Origin of the sequence: Pseudomonas vlassakiae (assembly GCF_014269035.2) — a bacterium.
GTDB lineage: Bacteria > Pseudomonadota > Gammaproteobacteria > Pseudomonadales > Pseudomonadaceae > Aquipseudomonas > Aquipseudomonas vlassakiae.
Window position 1 is genome coordinate 118,142 of record NZ_JABWRP020000003.1, and the last position, 17,399, is coordinate 135,540.

Annotated in this window: 16 protein-coding genes; 6 read left to right on the forward strand and 10 right to left on the reverse strand. The window is 54.3% G+C overall.

All coding sequences use genetic code 11. The features are described 5' to 3' along the window. Positions 1 to 63 precede the first annotated feature (63 nt). The 6 genes from HU738_RS04825 to HU738_RS04850 form a co-directional block, all read right to left on the reverse strand. Positions 64 to 867 carry a helix-turn-helix domain-containing protein gene (locus HU738_RS04825; protein ID WP_186601554.1) on the reverse strand — a complete coding sequence of 268 codons (804 nt, stop codon included), beginning with the start codon at positions 865 to 867 and terminating at the stop codon, positions 64 to 66. Between the two features lie 192 nt (positions 868 to 1,059). After that, positions 1,060 to 2,298, reverse strand: a complete 1,239-nt coding sequence (eutH, locus tag HU738_RS04830) for an ethanolamine utilization protein EutH (protein WP_186601553.1) — start codon at positions 2,296 to 2,298, stop codon at positions 1,060 to 1,062. 103 nt (positions 2,299 to 2,401) lie between these two features. Next, positions 2,402 to 3,166 carry an SDR family NAD(P)-dependent oxidoreductase gene (locus HU738_RS04835; RefSeq protein ID WP_189660501.1) on the reverse strand — a complete coding sequence of 255 codons (765 nt, stop codon included), beginning with the start codon at positions 3,164 to 3,166 and terminating at the stop codon, positions 2,402 to 2,404. Between the two features lie 456 nt (positions 3,167 to 3,622). After that, positions 3,623 to 4,870, reverse strand: coding sequence for a D-arabinono-1,4-lactone oxidase (locus HU738_RS04840; protein WP_186601552.1), 1,248 nt, complete (start codon positions 4,868 to 4,870; stop codon positions 3,623 to 3,625). Positions 4,871 to 4,969: 99 nt separating this feature from the next. Then, positions 4,970 to 6,376, reverse strand: coding sequence for a purine-cytosine permease family protein (locus HU738_RS04845; RefSeq protein WP_186601551.1), 1,407 nt, complete (start codon positions 6,374 to 6,376; stop codon positions 4,970 to 4,972). Positions 6,377 to 6,478: 102 nt separating this feature from the next. Continuing rightward, positions 6,479 to 7,243 carry an SDR family NAD(P)-dependent oxidoreductase gene (locus HU738_RS04850; RefSeq protein ID WP_189660500.1) on the reverse strand — a complete coding sequence of 255 codons (765 nt, stop codon included), beginning with the start codon at positions 7,241 to 7,243 and terminating at the stop codon, positions 6,479 to 6,481. 522 nt (positions 7,244 to 7,765) lie between these two features. On the opposite strand from HU738_RS04850, the gene HU738_RS04855 reads away from it, so the two are divergent. Continuing rightward, complete coding sequence (locus tag HU738_RS04855) at positions 7,766 to 9,217, forward strand: hypothetical protein (RefSeq protein ID WP_186601550.1); 1,452 nt, start codon at positions 7,766 to 7,768, stop codon at positions 9,215 to 9,217. Positions 9,218 to 9,568: 351 nt separating this feature from the next. Here the strand turns inward: HU738_RS04855 and HU738_RS04860 are convergent, their stop codons facing one another. Further along, positions 9,569 to 10,858, reverse strand: a complete 1,290-nt coding sequence (locus tag HU738_RS04860) for an RES family NAD+ phosphorylase (protein WP_186601549.1) — start codon at positions 10,856 to 10,858, stop codon at positions 9,569 to 9,571. A gap of 201 nt (positions 10,859 to 11,059) precedes the next feature. Here HU738_RS04860 and HU738_RS04865 point away from each other — a divergent pair, with 201 nt between their 5' ends. The 5 genes from HU738_RS04865 to HU738_RS04885 all read left to right on the forward strand — a co-directional run bounded on the left by HU738_RS04865 (position 11,060) and on the right by HU738_RS04885 (position 14,622). Further along, positions 11,060 to 11,395 (forward strand): hypothetical protein, encoded by a 336-nt coding sequence (locus tag HU738_RS04865; RefSeq protein WP_186601548.1) that lies wholly within the window; start codon positions 11,060 to 11,062, stop codon positions 11,393 to 11,395. 304 nt (positions 11,396 to 11,699) lie between these two features. Beyond that, the gene (locus HU738_RS04870; protein ID WP_186601547.1) at positions 11,700 to 12,533 is read left to right on the forward strand and encodes a TIGR04255 family protein; all 834 of its coding nucleotides are present in this window, start codon (positions 11,700 to 11,702) and stop codon (positions 12,531 to 12,533) included. A 3-nt stretch (positions 12,534 to 12,536) separates the two neighbouring features. Beyond that, entirely contained in the window at positions 12,537 to 13,217 is a 681-nt protein-coding gene (locus HU738_RS04875) for a Cro/Cl family transcriptional regulator (protein ID WP_186601546.1), read from the forward strand. 11 nt (positions 13,218 to 13,228) lie between these two features. After that, complete coding sequence (locus HU738_RS04880) at positions 13,229 to 14,092, forward strand: hypothetical protein (protein ID WP_186601545.1); 864 nt, start codon at positions 13,229 to 13,231, stop codon at positions 14,090 to 14,092. Between the two features lie 344 nt (positions 14,093 to 14,436). Continuing rightward, entirely contained in the window at positions 14,437 to 14,622 is a 186-nt protein-coding gene (locus HU738_RS04885; protein WP_060514603.1) for a hypothetical protein, read from the forward strand. Between the two features lie 77 nt (positions 14,623 to 14,699). On the opposite strand, the gene HU738_RS04890 is transcribed toward HU738_RS04885, so the two are convergent. From HU738_RS04890 to HU738_RS04900, 3 genes are all read right to left on the reverse strand, one after another. Beyond that, positions 14,700 to 14,888, reverse strand: coding sequence for a hypothetical protein (locus HU738_RS04890; protein WP_186601544.1), 189 nt, complete (start codon positions 14,886 to 14,888; stop codon positions 14,700 to 14,702). 153 nt (positions 14,889 to 15,041) lie between these two features. Beyond that, the gene (locus HU738_RS04895) at positions 15,042 to 15,401 is read right to left on the reverse strand and encodes a histone-like nucleoid-structuring protein, MvaT/MvaU family (RefSeq protein ID WP_186601543.1); all 360 of its coding nucleotides are present in this window, start codon (positions 15,399 to 15,401) and stop codon (positions 15,042 to 15,044) included. A gap of 56 nt (positions 15,402 to 15,457) precedes the next feature. Continuing rightward, positions 15,458 to 17,374, reverse strand: a complete 1,917-nt coding sequence (locus HU738_RS04900) for a TniQ family protein (protein ID WP_186601542.1) — start codon at positions 17,372 to 17,374, stop codon at positions 15,458 to 15,460. Positions 17,375 to 17,399: the final 25 nt, after the last annotated feature.

Consider the following 17,399-nt stretch of genomic DNA (forward strand, 5'->3'; position numbering starts at 1 on the left):
GCGAAAACAACGCGGCCCCAGGGGTTGATGCTGGGGCCGGGACGTTTGAGCTGCTCTCTCGGGTCAGGAAGCTTTGGCGAGGTAATCAATGAACAGCCGGAACAGCTCGGCGTTGGTTGAGATGTTCAGGCGCTGATAGATGTTGTGCCTATGCACCTTGACGGTGCCTTCCGAGATTTTGAGCGTCTCGGCGATCGAGCCGCTGCTGTGGCCTTGAAGGATTAGCTTCGCGATGAAGCGTTGGGTCTCTGTCAGCTGGCCCTGCAGGATATCCATGAAGGCATCTTCGAGAATGACATCGCTCTGCACGGTCGTCGTGTGTGAGGCGCTGTACTTGAGCTGAAAGTGCATCTCGAACGTCGCAGCGAGTATCGGCGTCAGCGTCGACAACTCTTGCATCTCATCCTCGTGGAAATTCCCTCCCGAAAGGTTCCGCATCAGCGAATAGACGATCGCTACCTGTGGACCGAGGGGGATGATGAATCCCACCTCTTCTATAGAGGTACCGTGCTCAGAGGACACACAGGGGTGAATGTCCTTGGAGATGGAGAAGCCCGAGGAAAAGAAGCTATCCGGTGCCAGGTCGCTCATACGCCAGAGGCCGGCGGGATGGTCATTCACACACGCGACGTAGAACGGATCGAGAAGGTAGCCGCCCCTTAGGTACGCCTTGAGCGTCTTCTCAGACACTGACTCGTTGTAGCCGTTATGAAGCAGCACGGCATTGTGATTGAAGCGGAACAGGTAGCCGCAACTCATATCGAAGGCGAGCTTTCTCCGAAGGGCCTCGTCGATAGCGGATCCCAGGTGATCAGTTCCAATTGCATTGATGACGCTCGCTAGAACCTTAGCCTCTTCAAATTTCATCACTCGTCACTTCTTCTTGTTTGTAATCCATGCAGCCAGATAGCCGGCTGCTGTTCAGATTAGCGCTGGCCGGACGGCCGAACCAGCGGTGGGTTGCGGTCACCGACTGGAGAAGGCAATTGGCGTGCCCGAATGTGCAAAAGGGTTCGGAGTGCCTTACGGCACTCCGAACCCCTTGAATGAGCAAATTGATCAGGTGGCTTCAGGCATGGTGCGCATAACGCTAAAACCCATAGCTTGATCTTTTACCCCAATTTCCCGGGCTTTCGGTACCGCCAGCCAGTAAGCCAGCAGCATGCCCAGGAAGCCCCCGCTGAGCTTGCCGATAATCAAAGGCAAGATGATGCTGGGCTGGAAGTTGGCGGAGTACGCCATGTGATCACCAAAAGTGAAGGCGGCGCACACGCCGAAGGCAATAACCATGACCTTGTCTTTTGGAGGCATTTCCTCAACCAGACGGAACATCGCCAGGATGTTCGCAGAGGCAGCCAGTACACCTGCAGCGCCGACGGCGGACATCCCAAAGCGTGACGCTACGGCCTCAATAGGCTTGGAGAGGAAGCGCTTGATCAGGTGGACCATTGGGAATGCACCGCACAGCATGATGCCGATGTACCCAGCAATCTCCAGGGCGCGGAATTGGTCCTGGTTATCCGCAATGATCGGAGCAAAACCCATGCTGCCGAAGGTGTTGCTGAAGAACGAAGTGAAGTGTTGGACGATCGAGGCGACCAGAATGAGGGTCAGAACGGCATACATGATCTGACCAAGCTTCAGGAACAGGTGCACCATCAAGGTCGGGAAGTAGCGCAGGGCTGCGGCCAGACTCAGGCAGAACAGGATTTGCGGCATCAAGTTACGCAGTAGCACCGGCAGCGATAAGTCCAAAACCTGCGTTGCAGCACCGGTAGTGGCGATGTCCGGCCGGACAGGAATGCCCATCATCTGAATGGTGATCGCGATGATCGCAATGCTGATTGGGATGGTGAGAAGGCCGGCCATGATGCCCAGTGCCATGTACTTGTGATCAGCCTTGCGCAACATGGCCAGGCCAACCGGGATCACGAAGATGATGGTGGCGCCCGACTGGAAACCGGTGATCAAGCCAAGGATCCATCCTTCCGGAGTCTGTGCAAGCTCGTGAGCGAGATGGTAGCCGCCCATGTCCGAAGCAATGAAGATGGCGCCGGCGATTCCAGGGTCTGCACCTATCAGGTTAAACAACGGAGCGACGTACGCGCTGATGAAGCTGGAGATAAACGGGATCGCAGCCATGATGCCGGCGACGGGAATGAAGATCGGGCCGATGCTGTGCAAACCGGCTACGAACTCTTTGCCGAGCTCGGATTCAGGTTTGACGATCGTCGCGATGGCGCCGAGAACAGCGCACACCATAATTACATAGATGACATAAGTGCCTATGTTTTCCATTTGCTGCCGCCTTTCTATTGTTTATTTTGTCGTTTGGCAGAACAAAAAATGCGCTTGGAGCTATTTTGAATTTTCTAGCAACGCAAGCGCTTAGCCTGCTGGCTCAAATGGCGGTGTATCCGTTATCTACGAACAGATGGGCGCCATTCACGAAGCTTGCGTCATCACTCGCGAGGAACAATGCCGCAGCCGCGACTTCTTCTGGCTCGCAGAGTCCTCCTTGCATCGCCGAGATGCTTTCATTCGAGACATCGACGCCATGACTGCGCAGCAGGTCGATCTCGCGATGACCATGGGCGGTTGCGATGAAGCCAGGGCAAACCGCATTGCTGCGAATGTTCTTGTCGCGGTACTCAACGGCGATGGAGCGAGCAAACATGTGACAGGCGCCCTTGGTAGTGCAGTACAGAACCTCCATCGGGGTACCAACGACAGCGGAGATGGAAGAGGTGCAGACGATGCTCCCTCCGCCAGCCGCGATCATTCCTGGCAGCACTGCTTGAGTGGTGAGGAACATGCCCTTTACGTTGATGCTCATCAAGCGGTCCCATTCAGCCTCGGTGGTTTCGAGGAACGGGCCCACGGCGATCGTGCCGGCGTGATTGAGCAGTACGGTAATTGGGCCGAAACATTCTTCGGCGTGGCGAACTGCCCGTTGGATCTGATCCGCGACTGAGACATCAGCCGGGAAGAAGCAGGCCAGGCCTCCAGATGCGTTGATGCGTTTAGCTACGAGCTCACCCTGGCTACCAGGCAAATCGATGATCGCAACCTTCGCACCTTCCTTGGCAAACAGCTCAGTTGCAGCAAGGCCACAGCCTCCAGCGCCGCCCGTGATGAGCGCCACCTTCCCCGTCAGTCGTCCCATTATTTTTCCTCTTGGCCGATTCTGTAAGTGGAGATTTCAGAGACCAAGCTATGGTGGGGGATACAAGGTGTCCATATACCGAGGGATATATGCGCTAGTAAGCTGCTGATATTTAACAGTTTACATCGATGAATTCGACAGCTGACTGTATTGATTGTGCGACCCAGCGCAGCTGATTTTTTGGCCAGCACGGTGAATGTGCACTGGGGTTAAACCTCGTCCACAACACCTCAATCGGAAGGTGTTTTTTGAAGAGCAGGCCAATCCTTGGCATCTGCCTAGATCCTGCGAAACACTCAGCCCTCCTGCGTCCTAGCAGGCATCTCACCTAAGGGGCTGCGAGTAGCTATGGCCTCAAATCCCTGCACCGCCTGCCCATCTCCCGCTTTGCGACTGAGAGGGAGATGGGCTTGCAAGAGAAGTGCTCACGACACCGAGAGCAATGCAGGGCGATGGTCAGCCAAACAATGCGCGCAAGTGATCGTTGAGGAAGTAGCCATTTGGGTCCACGCTGCGGCGCAATTGCCGGAACTCTTCGGCTTTGGGGAACCATCGATCCACGTCTTCGCGTTGGGTGAAGTGCAGCTTTCCCCAATGCGGACGTGAGCCGTACTGGCGCAGGATGTCGTCAACGTCCTTGAGGAACGGCCAGTAGTCCACACCATTGGGGCCCCCAGAGCACGAGATAGTCACGCTGTCCTGGTTGTGGAAGGGACTGATCCACGCGGGATCGCCCTTAGTGAAGCGATACTCGACGGGATAGATGCAGTTCGGGTGCTTGGTCAACACCAGGTCGCGGATTTCCCGCAGCGCCTGTTTGCCGTACTGCGCGGGGACGGCATATTCGAGCTCATGGAAGTTCGCCACATAGTGGATGGCGAACACTTCCGAGCTATACGCAATTTTCTCGTGCTCTCCCTCGTAGAACGTCCGCTCGTCAGTCATGTCCATGACCTTGACCTCGCAAACGTCGAAGTCCTTGTTGCTAAGCGAGACCTTCTGCGTGTCGGGAAGGCAGTACAGGTGACGACTCTCCGATGTGGGGCACCAGAAAAAGCCGAAGTGACGGTGCTTGGCGGCGAGTTCGTCGTACCGCTCCATCAAGGACTCGAAGTCCTCGCGCCATACACGATCGTGAAGCCAGTAAGCGTCGCTCACCTCCAGAGTCATCTCGGTGATGACCCCGAACATGCCGATATTCACCTGCGTCGCATGCAGAAGGTCTAGATTGTCGTTATCAGTGACCTCCATCACCGAGCCATCTGGACGAACGATCTTCATCCCGACAACTTGCGACGAAAGATTTCCCAGCGTCGTACCCGTTCCATGGGTGCCGGTCGCCAGCGCTCCAGCGATAGCCTGGGAGTCGATATCGCCCTGGTTCTTCAGCGAGTAGCCCACTTCCTTCAAAAAGCGGGTGATCGTATTCAGCTTGGTACCGGCCTTGACCGAGACACGCTTGCGCTGCTGATCGACATGCGTAATGCCTTGGTAGTTCTGCAGCGACATCAGCAGCCCGCTGGTCGCCACGACTGGCGTGAATGAGTGCCCTGAGCCGGCGCAGCGAACGGATTTTCCCTGGCTGGTAGCCGCGTGGACGAGAGCTGAGATTTCATCCTCGCTTTGGGGCGATGCCATGTGCTCGGCAACGAACGACTGATTCCCCACCCAGTTGCGCCAGTGCCCGCCTCGTGGAAGTTCCATGTATTTATCCTCAGAGATAAACGGCCGAAAAACCGAAATTGAAGAACAAGCCGGTGCTAGACGATTCGCCTGCCTGGCACCGTGATGCATTTGCCTTGCTCATGCGGCTTTCAGTTTGTCCATAGGAACGGCGGCCGAGGGGGCGCTTTCAAAAGGCGTCATATGCAGTCGCTTGTTACGATTCACGAGGTAGTACAGCACAGCCGGAATGATCAGCGCAGGCAGCCACGAAATGTCTGTGCCGACGATTTGAGCGACCGGGCCCTTGTAGAAGGACAGCTCCATGAACGGAATCTGCACCACTACGGTGATGGCGTAGATAACCAATGTACTCCAGTTGACCTTGCCGTAGATGCCATTGACGTCGTACATCGCTGCCACGCAGTAGCGGCCCTTGCGGATCAGGTAATAGTCCGCCAGGTTGATCGCGCTCCAAGGCACCAGCACATAGACCTGGCCGATCAGGATGTCGCTGAAGTACGCATTGAAGTTGTATTGGGCCGAGATGGCGATCCAGGTCACGATGATGGCGACGATGGCCATGATCACGAACTTGGTCAACAGACTAATCCGCGTCGTACCGTTGAAGCCGGTGAAAATCGTGGTCGTGGACATGTACGAGCTGTACAGGTTCATCACGTTCCACTCCAGCACCCCGATGATGATCACGTAGTACGCCACTTTTTCGTAGCCAGGGAAAAGCTTGGCAATTGCACTGCCGGGGTCGGTGGTGATGTCCATTGCACTAGCGGCCATGACGGCACCCAGCAGCATAAGAAGCGTGGAACCTACAACGATACCCAGATAGCTGTACCAGAACGTTGATCGCGTAGAGATGGTGGTTGGCAGGTAACGCGAATAATCGGCCACATAGGGGCCGAAGCCCAGAGTCCACGAAGCGGCTTGCGTCACCACCAGGCAGAAGATGGCGAACTTGAACGTACTTGCCGACAGCTCCCATACGCCTTCCGGTAGACCGTGTCGCAGCACTGCGTAAGCGGCCATCGCGAAAACGATGCTTGAAATGGCGCTCATCCACGCGCCAATCCTGTGAATCAGTTCATAACCCACAAAGCCTACGACCAGCGTGAGAACGCTGAACAGGATGATCGCATTGTTATCCGAGACCGGCACCACCGCCTTGATAGAGTCCCTCATCACCACGCCATTGGCCGCCGTGAACAGGATGTAGGCAAATACTACGATCGCAAGCGGCACGCCGGCACCGATTACGCCAAACTGCGCCCGGCTCTGAATCATTTGTGGAATGCCCAGATGCGGGCCTTGCGCAGAGTGAGCCGCCATGAAGACGGAGCCGATCAGGTTGCCTAGGATCAGCCCGATGAAGGTCCAGCCAAGATCCAGCCCGGCCACTACACCCAACGCGCCAATCACCATCGTCGTGACTTGCATGTTGGCACTGCACCAGATGGTGAATAGCCGCTTGGCCGTACCATAACGTTCATTTTCAGGAATGAACTCGACACTTCTGTTTTCGATTTCCATTTATTACTCCGTCTCGCCAAGAGTTTGTAGGTTCTTGTCTTTGGCAGTTCAGGTGTTTTAGAGCCGCGCGTTGTTATGGGCTGCTCGCGCGGGCTCCGGGCTTCAAATCGCGGTGTAGGCGTTGTCAACGAACAGGTGCGCGCCGTTGACGAAGCTGGAGTCATCGCTGGCCAGGAATAACGCCGCCGACGCCACTTCCGACGGGGCGCACAGGCGGCCCTGCATGTCTTGCAGCATGGAATCGGAAATCTCAGTGCCGTGCTCGCGCAGCAGGTCCAGCTCACGTCGGCCGTGAGCGGTACCTATGAAGCCGGGACAGATGGCGTTGCTCCGGATGTTGCGCTCGCGGAACTCAACCGAGATGGCTCGGGCGAACATGTGGCAGGCGCCCTTGGTGGTGCAATACAGCACCTCCATCGGTGTGCCGACTACACCGGAGATTGACGAGGTGCAAATCACGCTGCCGCCACCAGCAGCGATCATTCCTGGGAGTACCGCTCGGGTCACCAGGAACATGCTCTTGACGTTGATCGCCATCAGCCGATCCCAGTCGTTCTCGCTGGTTTCCAGGAACGGGCCGACGTGGATAGTGCCGGCGTGGTTCATCAGCACCGTGATCGCTCCGAAGTGCTGCTGGACCTGCGCCACAGCGTCCTGCACTTGGTCGGCATTGGAAACATCGGCGGCAATGAAGTAGGCGCTGCCACCGCTGGCATTGATGCGCTCTGCCACGGCCATGCCATCGCTGTGAGGTAGATCGAGGATGGCGACCTTGGCGCCTTCGCGGGCGAACAGTTCGGATGCTGCAAGGCCGCAACCTCCTGCGCCGCCAGTGATCAGAGCCACTTTGCCGGTGAGTCGTCCCATGATTTTCTCCTTGTTTTGTTTTTGTGGAAAATCGATGGATCAGAAGCTAAGGGCAGTCGTTAAGGGCGTCTATATATCTGACGGTATATGCGATGTTATCCAATTGATTTATATAGTAATAAAGTATGATATTTGTTTCGAGGCAGAGGGCTGCCGGTCAAGCGCGGATGGAGCGCTAGGAGACAAAAGGCTTTGTAGCTGGAGCCTCGAAAGGGAGCGGCAGTTATGGGGCGATTTCTGCCTGTCGCCACCGGCAGCTTTGGGTCGTAAGCGGTCAGTGATGGCTGGCGTTTCCACCCATCAGTGTATGGCCGAGCTAAGGGACAGTCCCCGCCTGACTTGCGCTGACACCCCAGCATTGTCGTTCCGATGACCACGCCGATCCATCCACTCTTGGGTGACCAGCGAATCAATTTCATATTCCGAAAAGCCGGTTAAGGTCTTACACAAGCACGACCGATAACAGTTACCGAGAATCTAAAATTTTCCCACCAATCAGTATGCAAGGAATCGCTCGATCTGATGAACACAGCAGAATTGAACAGAAAGCAAGCTCTGGCAAAGGTAGTCAACGAGCTTGATCGCTTGTACCCACAGGGCGGGTACGATGCTGCGGTGCTGGCAAGTGCCGTCGCTGCTCCGGATTTCATCACTACCCGGAGCGGACATAATCGGCAATTCACACGCGAGGCAAGTTTAGCTCTTGGGATGCTGTGCTACGCATGGACAAAAGAGGTTCCCAAGCTAGCTATCCGAATGGATGTAAAGGAGCTGCTTACATGTCTCCGCCAAGCAGTTGGTGACTTGCATGCCGATAGGTTGCTAGATGGGGGTGAGTCAGAAAACCTAAAACTATTGGATGATACGGTTAACAAAATTTTGGAATGCAGCCAGGTCGACTTTGTCCACTCCTTCCCAGCGTGGACCTTGGGTATGGAGTATGAGCATCCTTTTGTTGTCGGGCCAGTGTCCATCATGAGCCGAAACCAATGGCTCGATTCTGTAGATTTCAACGACTACGCCAAAAAGGCATTTGCTGAAGACGAGGAGCGGAATCATCAGTGGAAGGAGGCATTGCGTGAAGCCTTGGCCCGGCCGACTGAGACAGTAGAAGAAGGCGAAAAACCGTTGCCGATGCTTGCGTCGTTCATGTACGGGCCTCTACGCTCCGCGCCTTCGTTGCTGCGAGTTTCTCTGTCCGGATATGAGGCGACACTGTCCAGAAAAGCCGCACGCCACATTTGCAAAACTACGCTGGACGGCCTTTCTCTGTTATTGGGAGGCAAGGAACTCTTCCACCAGCAGACGCTCAGTGACGAGCGTATGCCTCCGGTTGATCATCACACCATTGTCGAATCAAAAGGCTTTTTGCATGCACCAGGCTACGGTCTCAACAAGCAGATTCGGATCATGGCTGGCAAGCGAGTGAAGGATCAGCTTACGCAGGACATCATGCGGCCTAGGCTTGATGCACTCTCCCATATTTTGCATTCGTTGGTCTCACCTGAAGAGTACTCACACCCTCAATTGGCAATGCGTTGGGCGATGGCTCTGGATTGGTTGGCCGAGGGTGAGCGTGAGTCCAGTGAAGCTATCGCACTCGCGAAAATTGGAACAAGTCTTGATGTTCTTACCGAAGGAGGAAAATTTGGCGGGATTTTGAATATGATTACCCACTTGACTGGTAAAGATGAGAAAACCATCGTCAAGGTTGGCCCAGTTCACAGGGATTTACGATGGCTAGTTCGCGAAATCTACGACAACGGACGATCCAAGATTCTACATGGCAACGTTTTTGATCGTCTTCAATCGTTCGCAGACATCCGCCTTGCCGCTTCATCGCTAGCTCGCCTGGTTTTGATCGAGTGTGCAGTACGCCTAAAAAGCTACCGAGGATCAGACAGCTCCAAGGCGTTTCGAGATATTCCAGATGTCTCTCCAGCAGAAGAGACTCCACAGAACGTAGAGCAGTAACATTTTATTGCTACTAGGTTGATGCGCCAGTCCATACAGCTTTGCTGAGAAGTTCCACCCAGCACTGAGCTTGTTAACCACTTTTTTTCACTGTAAACCACAGTGGTTTACAGTGAAAAAAAGTGGTTAACAAAGAGTTCGCCTCTTGCTTGTGCCTCAAAGATGCACGTCTCCCTCCGAAGGGGTCTGGTCCGATGTAACCGGTCGTTATGAGGCGGCTTGAGCCAAAAATTTAGACCATCCTCCCCAGCAGGCACGGGGTCGATAGATGTACCGCCCCCTCACGGGGGCTTACAGTTGAGATCTGCTCCCGACCTTTATGGACGAGACGGCAGACTTCTCCAATCACTCTCAATAGAAGGTCGGCCCAAGGCGCTTGCGGTTCAGTTCACTCATGAACAGGCCGTAGAGATTGTCGTACTCCTTAGCCTTGGTTTCGATTGCAGTGACTTTGTGGAACCGGATTGAGTCGGGTACGACCATGAGCTTAGCCGGAGGCCCGAATCGGTTAACCGCGGGCACGGCCTTTGGGGCAGGCCCGTAAGCCAGGTCAAAATCCGCCGGAGGCTCGTATGATAGTCGGCTGGCTTCCGGAAAAAGAACCACGTTGGTCCCTAGCTCGCCGGTTTGAACGGAGGGGAACACCAGTCCATCTACGTACTTTCCGAAACGTAGCCGAAGATATTCGAAGACGACCTGCGTTGACAGGTAGCTCAACTCGTCGTTTCGCGCTTTCGGTCGGGACATCTTCTTCACTAAAGACCCCAGGAACACCTTCCGATGCAACGAATCGCGAAAGCCCCCATCCAGCAACGTAAGAGCTGGAGGCTCTACGCGGTTCATTACGGTGAGATCCAGCAGCTTCAGTTCGTTGATGGGTGTAAGAGCAGTACTGACCACATGATCACCGGTGATGGAGCGAATCTCGCTGAGGCAGGTCTCTCGCTCCAATGCGCAATACAAGGCAGAAATGCCATTCGGAGTCATCCTTTGGCTGCTGGCCAGATATTTAGGCGTGGGGCCAAACTGGTTGGCAGGATCACCGATGATTTCCTCCGCCTGCTTTTGGGTCTGAGCGAGTCGGGCACGATAGAGCAGCTCACCTTGTGCGAAGGTCCGCACCACCTCCGGCTTCAACAAACTGTCTTCGGTCACTAACAGCGAAAAGACGGAATCGAGAAATTTGTCGGCTCCGGTATTGAAATAGCGATGCTTGTAATGAACATCGTCAACGAACTTGTCCCATTTTTCCTCGTAGAAGTTCTGCTCCAATGTCCCATCATCACCGTAGAAATGCGTTTCGCTCCCCTGGTCATCAATCCTAAATTCCGCTGGAACGCCAGCGCACAGGTCGTCGAAATACGGCTCATCGCCGAGATTGAACCACTCGGACAGGACGATATCGATTCCCTCGACGGCGATTTCGTCCGATCCGCATTCATAAAGCAAGCCGAGTTCGTAGTTGGACAGGTCATCCTTGCCGGCGAGATTCTCAACGACACGCTCGTAAACGTAGTCGAACAGCTGCTGCGCTGCGATCGTATGGCCGTGCCGGCCACAGTACCTGCAGTCAGCCTCGGTCCCGGACGAGTCGAACAACCTCTTAAGAACGGCTGGTTTCACGCAATCAACGCAAATCATAGCTCCTTCCAGAACCTCGCTTGTCATGGGCGTATGCGACGACTTTAGTGACGTCTAAAGCAAAGCGCCCATATTTTCCCGCAGGCTCAAGCTTGTCCATCCTTCGATGGAGGCGACGAGAATAGATTTTCTCAAAGGGAGCTTTGACGCATGGCCACTATTGTGTTTGGTTATAAGCCCCGAAATTGATTCGAGCTTGAAATGAAAAAAATGCTGTTGCTTTCCGCCATCGCCTTAACGATGGCGGGGTGTGGCTTTACCCTGGCGAGCAAGGCCGAAAAGACTCTCCGAGGTTCGGATGAGTTCAAGTGGCTCAAAGCAGATCAAAAGATGGAACTGGACCACGTACGAGAGAGCTCAAAAGGGCGCTTCATCTGTGGAACTGTGGAAACGATATTCCGCCCTCAGCGCTTCACCATCGAGGGAAAAACTGTGCACTTGAGCGATCTGGAACCAAAGTCGCACACCGATAGGCTGCCATGGTACGACGAAGCATGCGACGTGCCAGAGCCCGAAAGCCGCGCTGCTGAGTACTAGCCTACTAGACTCTTCGGTCACGACTAACCGTTGCAGCGATGTGCTCCTCCCATACGAAGGCAGACGTAATGTCTGCTTTCGTTCTGTCACAGCTCCAATCTCCAATCAGCTAAGCCCCATTCCAGGCTGGCGACGAACGGTCATCTCACGCCTTAGGTGCCGTCTCTCCTGATGGCCCCGAAATTGACTACGTATTTTTAGCCACAATCGCAGCGCGTCATGCCTACTCCAGCCCCCTCAGCATTTGCTTGCGTGTAAACCTAGCTGTAAACTGTCAATCAAAGTGTCAAGCTGAGTAATTGAGATGGGAAGGAAATACGCAAACGCCCCGGTCTACTTCACCATCGGCCAGGTCCGTCACAATCCCCTGCTGTCGCTGAAGAGCTACCTGCCGGCGATCCAGGAGCGCATGCGCAAAGCTGGTTACCCTGATTTCGTAAGCGCTCAGCAGATGCAATTCTCATTTGGTGCGGTGACGGGTGGCGATGACTCGCAGCCTTTCAAACCCGGCGTTCAGCAAATCGAGAGCTACGCATTTTCCAATCTGGAAGGCACCCAAGGCTTCTTGCTCGAACCTGGTGCGCTCTCGTTTCGCTGCACTGAATACGAGACCTTTCCCGACTTCTATGCTGAGTTGGAGCGAGGGTTGAGGATTCTGGACGAGGCAGTCGAAGGTCTCGCATATTTTGAGCGTTTAGGCCTGAGATACCTCGATGCAATCGTTCCTGCAGAAGGGGAAACGTTGCAGCAGTACCTTGCTCGTGAGCTGTGGGGCACGCCGGCTTCACTGGATCTCAGCCAGGTTTACCAGTTTGAAGGGCAGCCACTGACTTACAATCATTCCTTTGCCGAGTCGTCGGCCACCATTCCCAACATTGGGCATGTTGTTTCACGAGTGATCATCCAGAACAGCGATCTGCGCTTCCCACCGGATCTGTCGCTCGAACCACTCAAAGTGGGTGAACGCTTCAGAAGCCTCAATGGCCATCACGCTACCGTTGATGTCGACGCCAGCTTTGCTGAGCGCCGAAAGTACGATTCGACCGAAATTAGAGATAGGTTCCAACACCTTCACGATCTCGTTAAGTTGTTCTTTGACGCGACCGTGACGGACCACGCACGGACAGCATGGAGTTAACCTATGAACACGATGTATGCACCATCCCCAAGCCCGGGGCTGGCAGACCGATCCTTTAATGTCGCGAGTCGGCATCTCGAAGCTGAACGCGAGAAAGCCAAGAGTTCAACAGGAAGCACTGCGCTAGCTTGGGGCTATGGCCTGACCGTCGCCTTCGCTCTGTGCATTGGCACCTTGGCACCGCAACCTCAGCCTCGTGAGAGCCGGGAAAACAGGGAATACAGAGCATCAATTCAAGGTAACGCCAAGCTTGAATCCGCGGCTGCTCCGAGGACAGCTGCAGAAGCGTTGTCTTATGTGCGCACCACTTTGAAACCAGCGGTGACTGAATTGGCATCGATCTTTGGAGTTTCGAGGCAGGCTATCTACAACTGGCAAGCCGGTGAGCACATCTCAGAAGGCAACGAAGCTCTGCTCTACGAACTGGCTGCGGCCGCCGATCGTATCGTGGCCCACCCGCTCGCAGGACAAGTAAACGCCAAGCGGAAGCTCCCAGGCGGTAGATCTCTATTTGAAGCCGTTGCCGGCGGGATGTCAGGTGTAGAGGCTGCAGGAAAACTCATCGCCTTGGCTGAAAAGGAAGGCGCACAGCGCGCAGCCATGGATTCGAGACTGAAGAACCGAAATCGGGCCGCCGTAGACCTCGCGTCGGTCGGCTCGCCGCATTTGAAAGACAGAGCATGAGGTAGCAGTTGATGGTGAGCTGGAGTCGATCTACCCCGTGGCGACAAGGATACATTGTCGATAGCGAAACACTCGCCCAGCTCGGCATCATCAACGACGGCGATGGCCAAGAAAAAGTCATCGCCGTTGTTGCTACACACGACTGCGACCTTGCACAGGCAGCTGCAGGCGAGCCGGAAGTGGAACTAATCTTAGGCAGAATCCTGGCTGAGAAGCTTGATGGCAATTACACACACTGTAAAACCGCCAGGCGGCTGCACCTGGAGTTGACTGGAACAGATCAGCCCCTCCTCTGTGAGTTCGATGCGAGCAAACGGGTTCGAGTCCCCAAGGAACACCAGGAGCCGTCCAAAGCTTTTATCTCCTATGAGCCGGCTCGTACCTTTTTGATGAACGGACAGGAGAGAAGCATCTTCCAGCGCTGGCTGGCTGCAAGGTATCGCCGCTCTTCATTTCCAGATGAATTTGATCGCCGCCTGAGAGACACCAAGGTAGCTGAGCGCCTCGCCAAACTCTTCAAAGACTCCGGCAACCACATCCCGGCCGTATTCTTCGACGTGGATCAAGGAATGGAGAGGACCAGAGACGGATCAGATGATCTCTACGAGCTCTCGATCCTGGTTCTCTACAAAACTGACGAAGACCCTGAGATTGCTGAAGAGGCAGCTCAAGCTGCTGTAAAAGCTATCGAGGAGCTTTTCCAGAACCGGTGCAGAACCGGGGAAGACAAGACTTGGAAATGGATTGAGCTCATTGAAATCGATGTGATTTCGGATGAAGCGCTGACATACAGTCAATCGCTCAATCTGACACGCTGGCAGGCTGACTATGTGAGCCTGAGAAGCGACCCGGAACAGCCAATTCTTGACGATTGAGCCACAGCTCCTCATTTTTTCGGCCAAGAGACTGAAAATCAAAGGAAAAAATAGGGGGAGGGGTTGACACCAGAATGATATGACGCAATACTTATAATTGCCGATAGTTATTTCTGTCGACAAAAAAGCCCACCAATGTTTGCAGCATTGGCAGGCCCTTTGAACCGTGCAATGGATGTTTTTGCAGAACTCCAAAGCACAATTAGAAAACAAACCCGGAGGTCAGGTTTCCACACTCGGAAAGAGATTCTACGTACATCTTTATCTCTTTACAACACCTGCTTGACTAGCGGCATTTGCAGATGCCGCAGGTATCTCCGGGTTCTCTCATTAGGAGATCCCGTATGACCATGATTTGCAGACCCTTCATTACCCTCCGCAACGGCAAACGCCTTTTTGCACACGAGGTTGGTAAAACCGCGTTCTGCTTTGAGGTAGATGAAGTTCGGAAGGCTAAGCCACCTGAAGGGGCCGGTGAGCAAGGTACGCTCGACCTTGGGGATGAAGACGTACCTTCCAAGCCTCACTGATGTAACAAGAAGCCCGGTAAGCGTCAGCTTACCGGGCTTTTTTTGCGCATCGAATTCAGCGGCTGATCGTTCTAGCGTCAATGCATTTTTATGGAGAGCTTCACAGAGAGCTCCAGGTTTGTGCTTATCTCAGCGGCAGGCGCTGCCGCAGTGGGCACGGCATGATCAGCAGCATTCGGTAGCGCTTGATTTATCCACAGGAGCACCACACCGCTGAGAATACGTGCGAGGGGGTTCTTTGAAATTGTGACGAAGGCTTTGAGCATTTGGAGGTCCATTTCAGAAGTGGACCTGTATTTAATGCGCATAAACTGCGTGTCACCACCACCCCAAGAAAATTTCGTCACTCCCCAGAACGGGAAGTCGCATTCAGGGGCATATCACGTTTTATCTCGTGCCAGAAGCCCTTCGCAATGCTATTAGCTGGCGAGCCATGACTCAACGACGTCAGCGCCATACTCGTCTTTCCAAGCCTTGAGTGTGCGCTGATTACCACCCTTGGTTTCAACGATCTCACCGCTGTGTGGATTCTTGTACACCTTCACCGCTCGTGCTTTCCGAAGGGCTTTCGGGGCAATCGAAGCGGAAGCGACCGCTTGCGGATCGAGGATCAGCACCACTTGGCGCAGACCATAGCCATACTCGTTAAGCAGGGCGCGCAGCTTTGTTTCGAATTCCATTTCCTGCTTCAGGGAAGTGTCATTTTTCAGCGCTTCCAGCTCGGCCAGTTGGGCTGCGAGCTGTTGTTCAAGTAGGCGAAATTCAGCGAGACGGGACATAGGATTCTCCAGATGATGTTCGGTGATTTTAGCAACCAAAAAAGAGAGCTTGCTAACTATCTTGATCCCACATGCTTGAATCGGCTATCGCGAGGCTGAGCGATCGGTGTGGATAAAAGGGTGATGACGTCTGGCTCGTCGCTCTGCATAGCCTCATCCATAAGGTATTCCATCAGTTTTTTGCTTCTCACCCATACGTATTGCCGGCAGGCTGCATTTGGTATGGATGGTCCCGCAACGGGGCGAAACCTAGCCTCCCAAAGTAGTTTTAACGCGTCCTTTGTCGACGTTCCCAGGTACACAGCGATCTCCGGTCCCAAAATATAGCCTCGCCTGAATCTTTCGATCGATTGGGGCTTAACCACCAGCTGCGTACGCCTGCCGTGTTCGACGTTGGTGCTCCAAAGCAGGCCAAGCCGAACAAACGCATAAGCGCATTCTTCTTTGACCCCCAATAGCTCAGCTGCTTTGACCACTGATAGACCGGGTAGGGTTAGGCTCTTGCCTCCAGTTCGGGCTTGTTGCCACGATGCAAACTCTTGCGGCTTGAGTAACCACGCCCCCACAGCAACCGGGCCAGTCTCAGCCTGTCGGTAGACACGTAGTTCACCTGCACGGATTGCCTGAACCAACTCCACCAACCCACCGCCCTTGGGCAGAAAATGCTTAGCCAAGTGATTAATCGTCACCAGACTCTGGTCAGTGCTGGTGGGCAGCTTTTCAACAATCAATTCGTTGATCGAGCGGCAGTCAATGAGCCACCTTTCGCCTTGGCGCGGTTCTCCACCAAAGAACTGGAGGGTACCGCCAACTAGCAGCTGCCTAACCCGCTTCCGACAGAGGCTTAGCAAATTCGAGGTTTCTTTCATATCAACCACGCCCTGGAGCTGCTGCGAGATGGCCTTCAACTGATCCAGGTCCACGACCGTAAAGACCCGACCTTCACTGGCCTTTTCCCGATAGGCGATTTGTCCCTGCTGATGAAGGCGTTTTACGACTGATACCCCGAGACCACAAGCTTCAGCAGCAGAAGCGAAGGACACCCAACGATGTCTCTCAATCGTCTCCTCGCTCAAATTGCGATTTCGCTTCGCTAACGGTGCTTCCCACGCATGCTGCAGAAATGATTCGAACTCTCGACGAAGAAAGTCAAAACAAGGGTCATCCAGATCACGGTGGATGTCGTGGTATATCGGGCCGAACGACTTGCTGAGCGTCCAATGTCCGCTATCGGAATGGACTTCCTTGAGGTCACTCAGCAATTCTCTGAATGAGAGAGGCCAGTTCATGAGAACCACGCCCGCCGCCTTCGCCATAAGCCGCGATATCTCTAGTGAACCTGAATCAGCAACCTTCAGAGGCTTGGTGCTTACCGTTCGCATACTTCGTACAGCGAGACGTGATGACAATTCATGAAACTGCTCGTAAGAGAGCGCCCCCAATCCTGCATCGGCTGGCAACGAGTCAGCGTACAACCTTTTTTCAAAGCCAGAGGTGAGCCAGGCGGCTGTATCACTCGCCGGCGCGATCTCAAAATTGGTCCCACACAAAGAGGTGCCACACGCTTGGCAACAATTCGCACTCATCGCGCTTGGATCGGTTTCCTTCAAACAGTTGGGGCACCGGCCGTGGAGTTCAGTGCCGTGGACAGAACACGTCGTAACCAGCGTCAAGCCCCAGCTTTCTCTCCAATAACCGGCCTCACCCAAACAGATCGGACAGTACCGCGCGTGATGAGTCGTCCATAACTTGACCCCCTTGGGCCTAGGATCACGAAACTCAGCAGCGACCGTAGGCCAGCTCAGTGGTCCTTCCATCATCTGCAGCCAGTCCGCAACATCAGTCTCGTCGGCTCGTGCAAAGGCTGTGAGCAGTTCCTTTCTGGGTAATCCGTTGGCTTTCGCCAGGCGCTGCAGGTACCCCAAAAGACTTTCGTCGTGGTGTGGTCGTGGGTTGATTAAAAGACCAAACATTCCTACACATCCATGAAATCTAAGA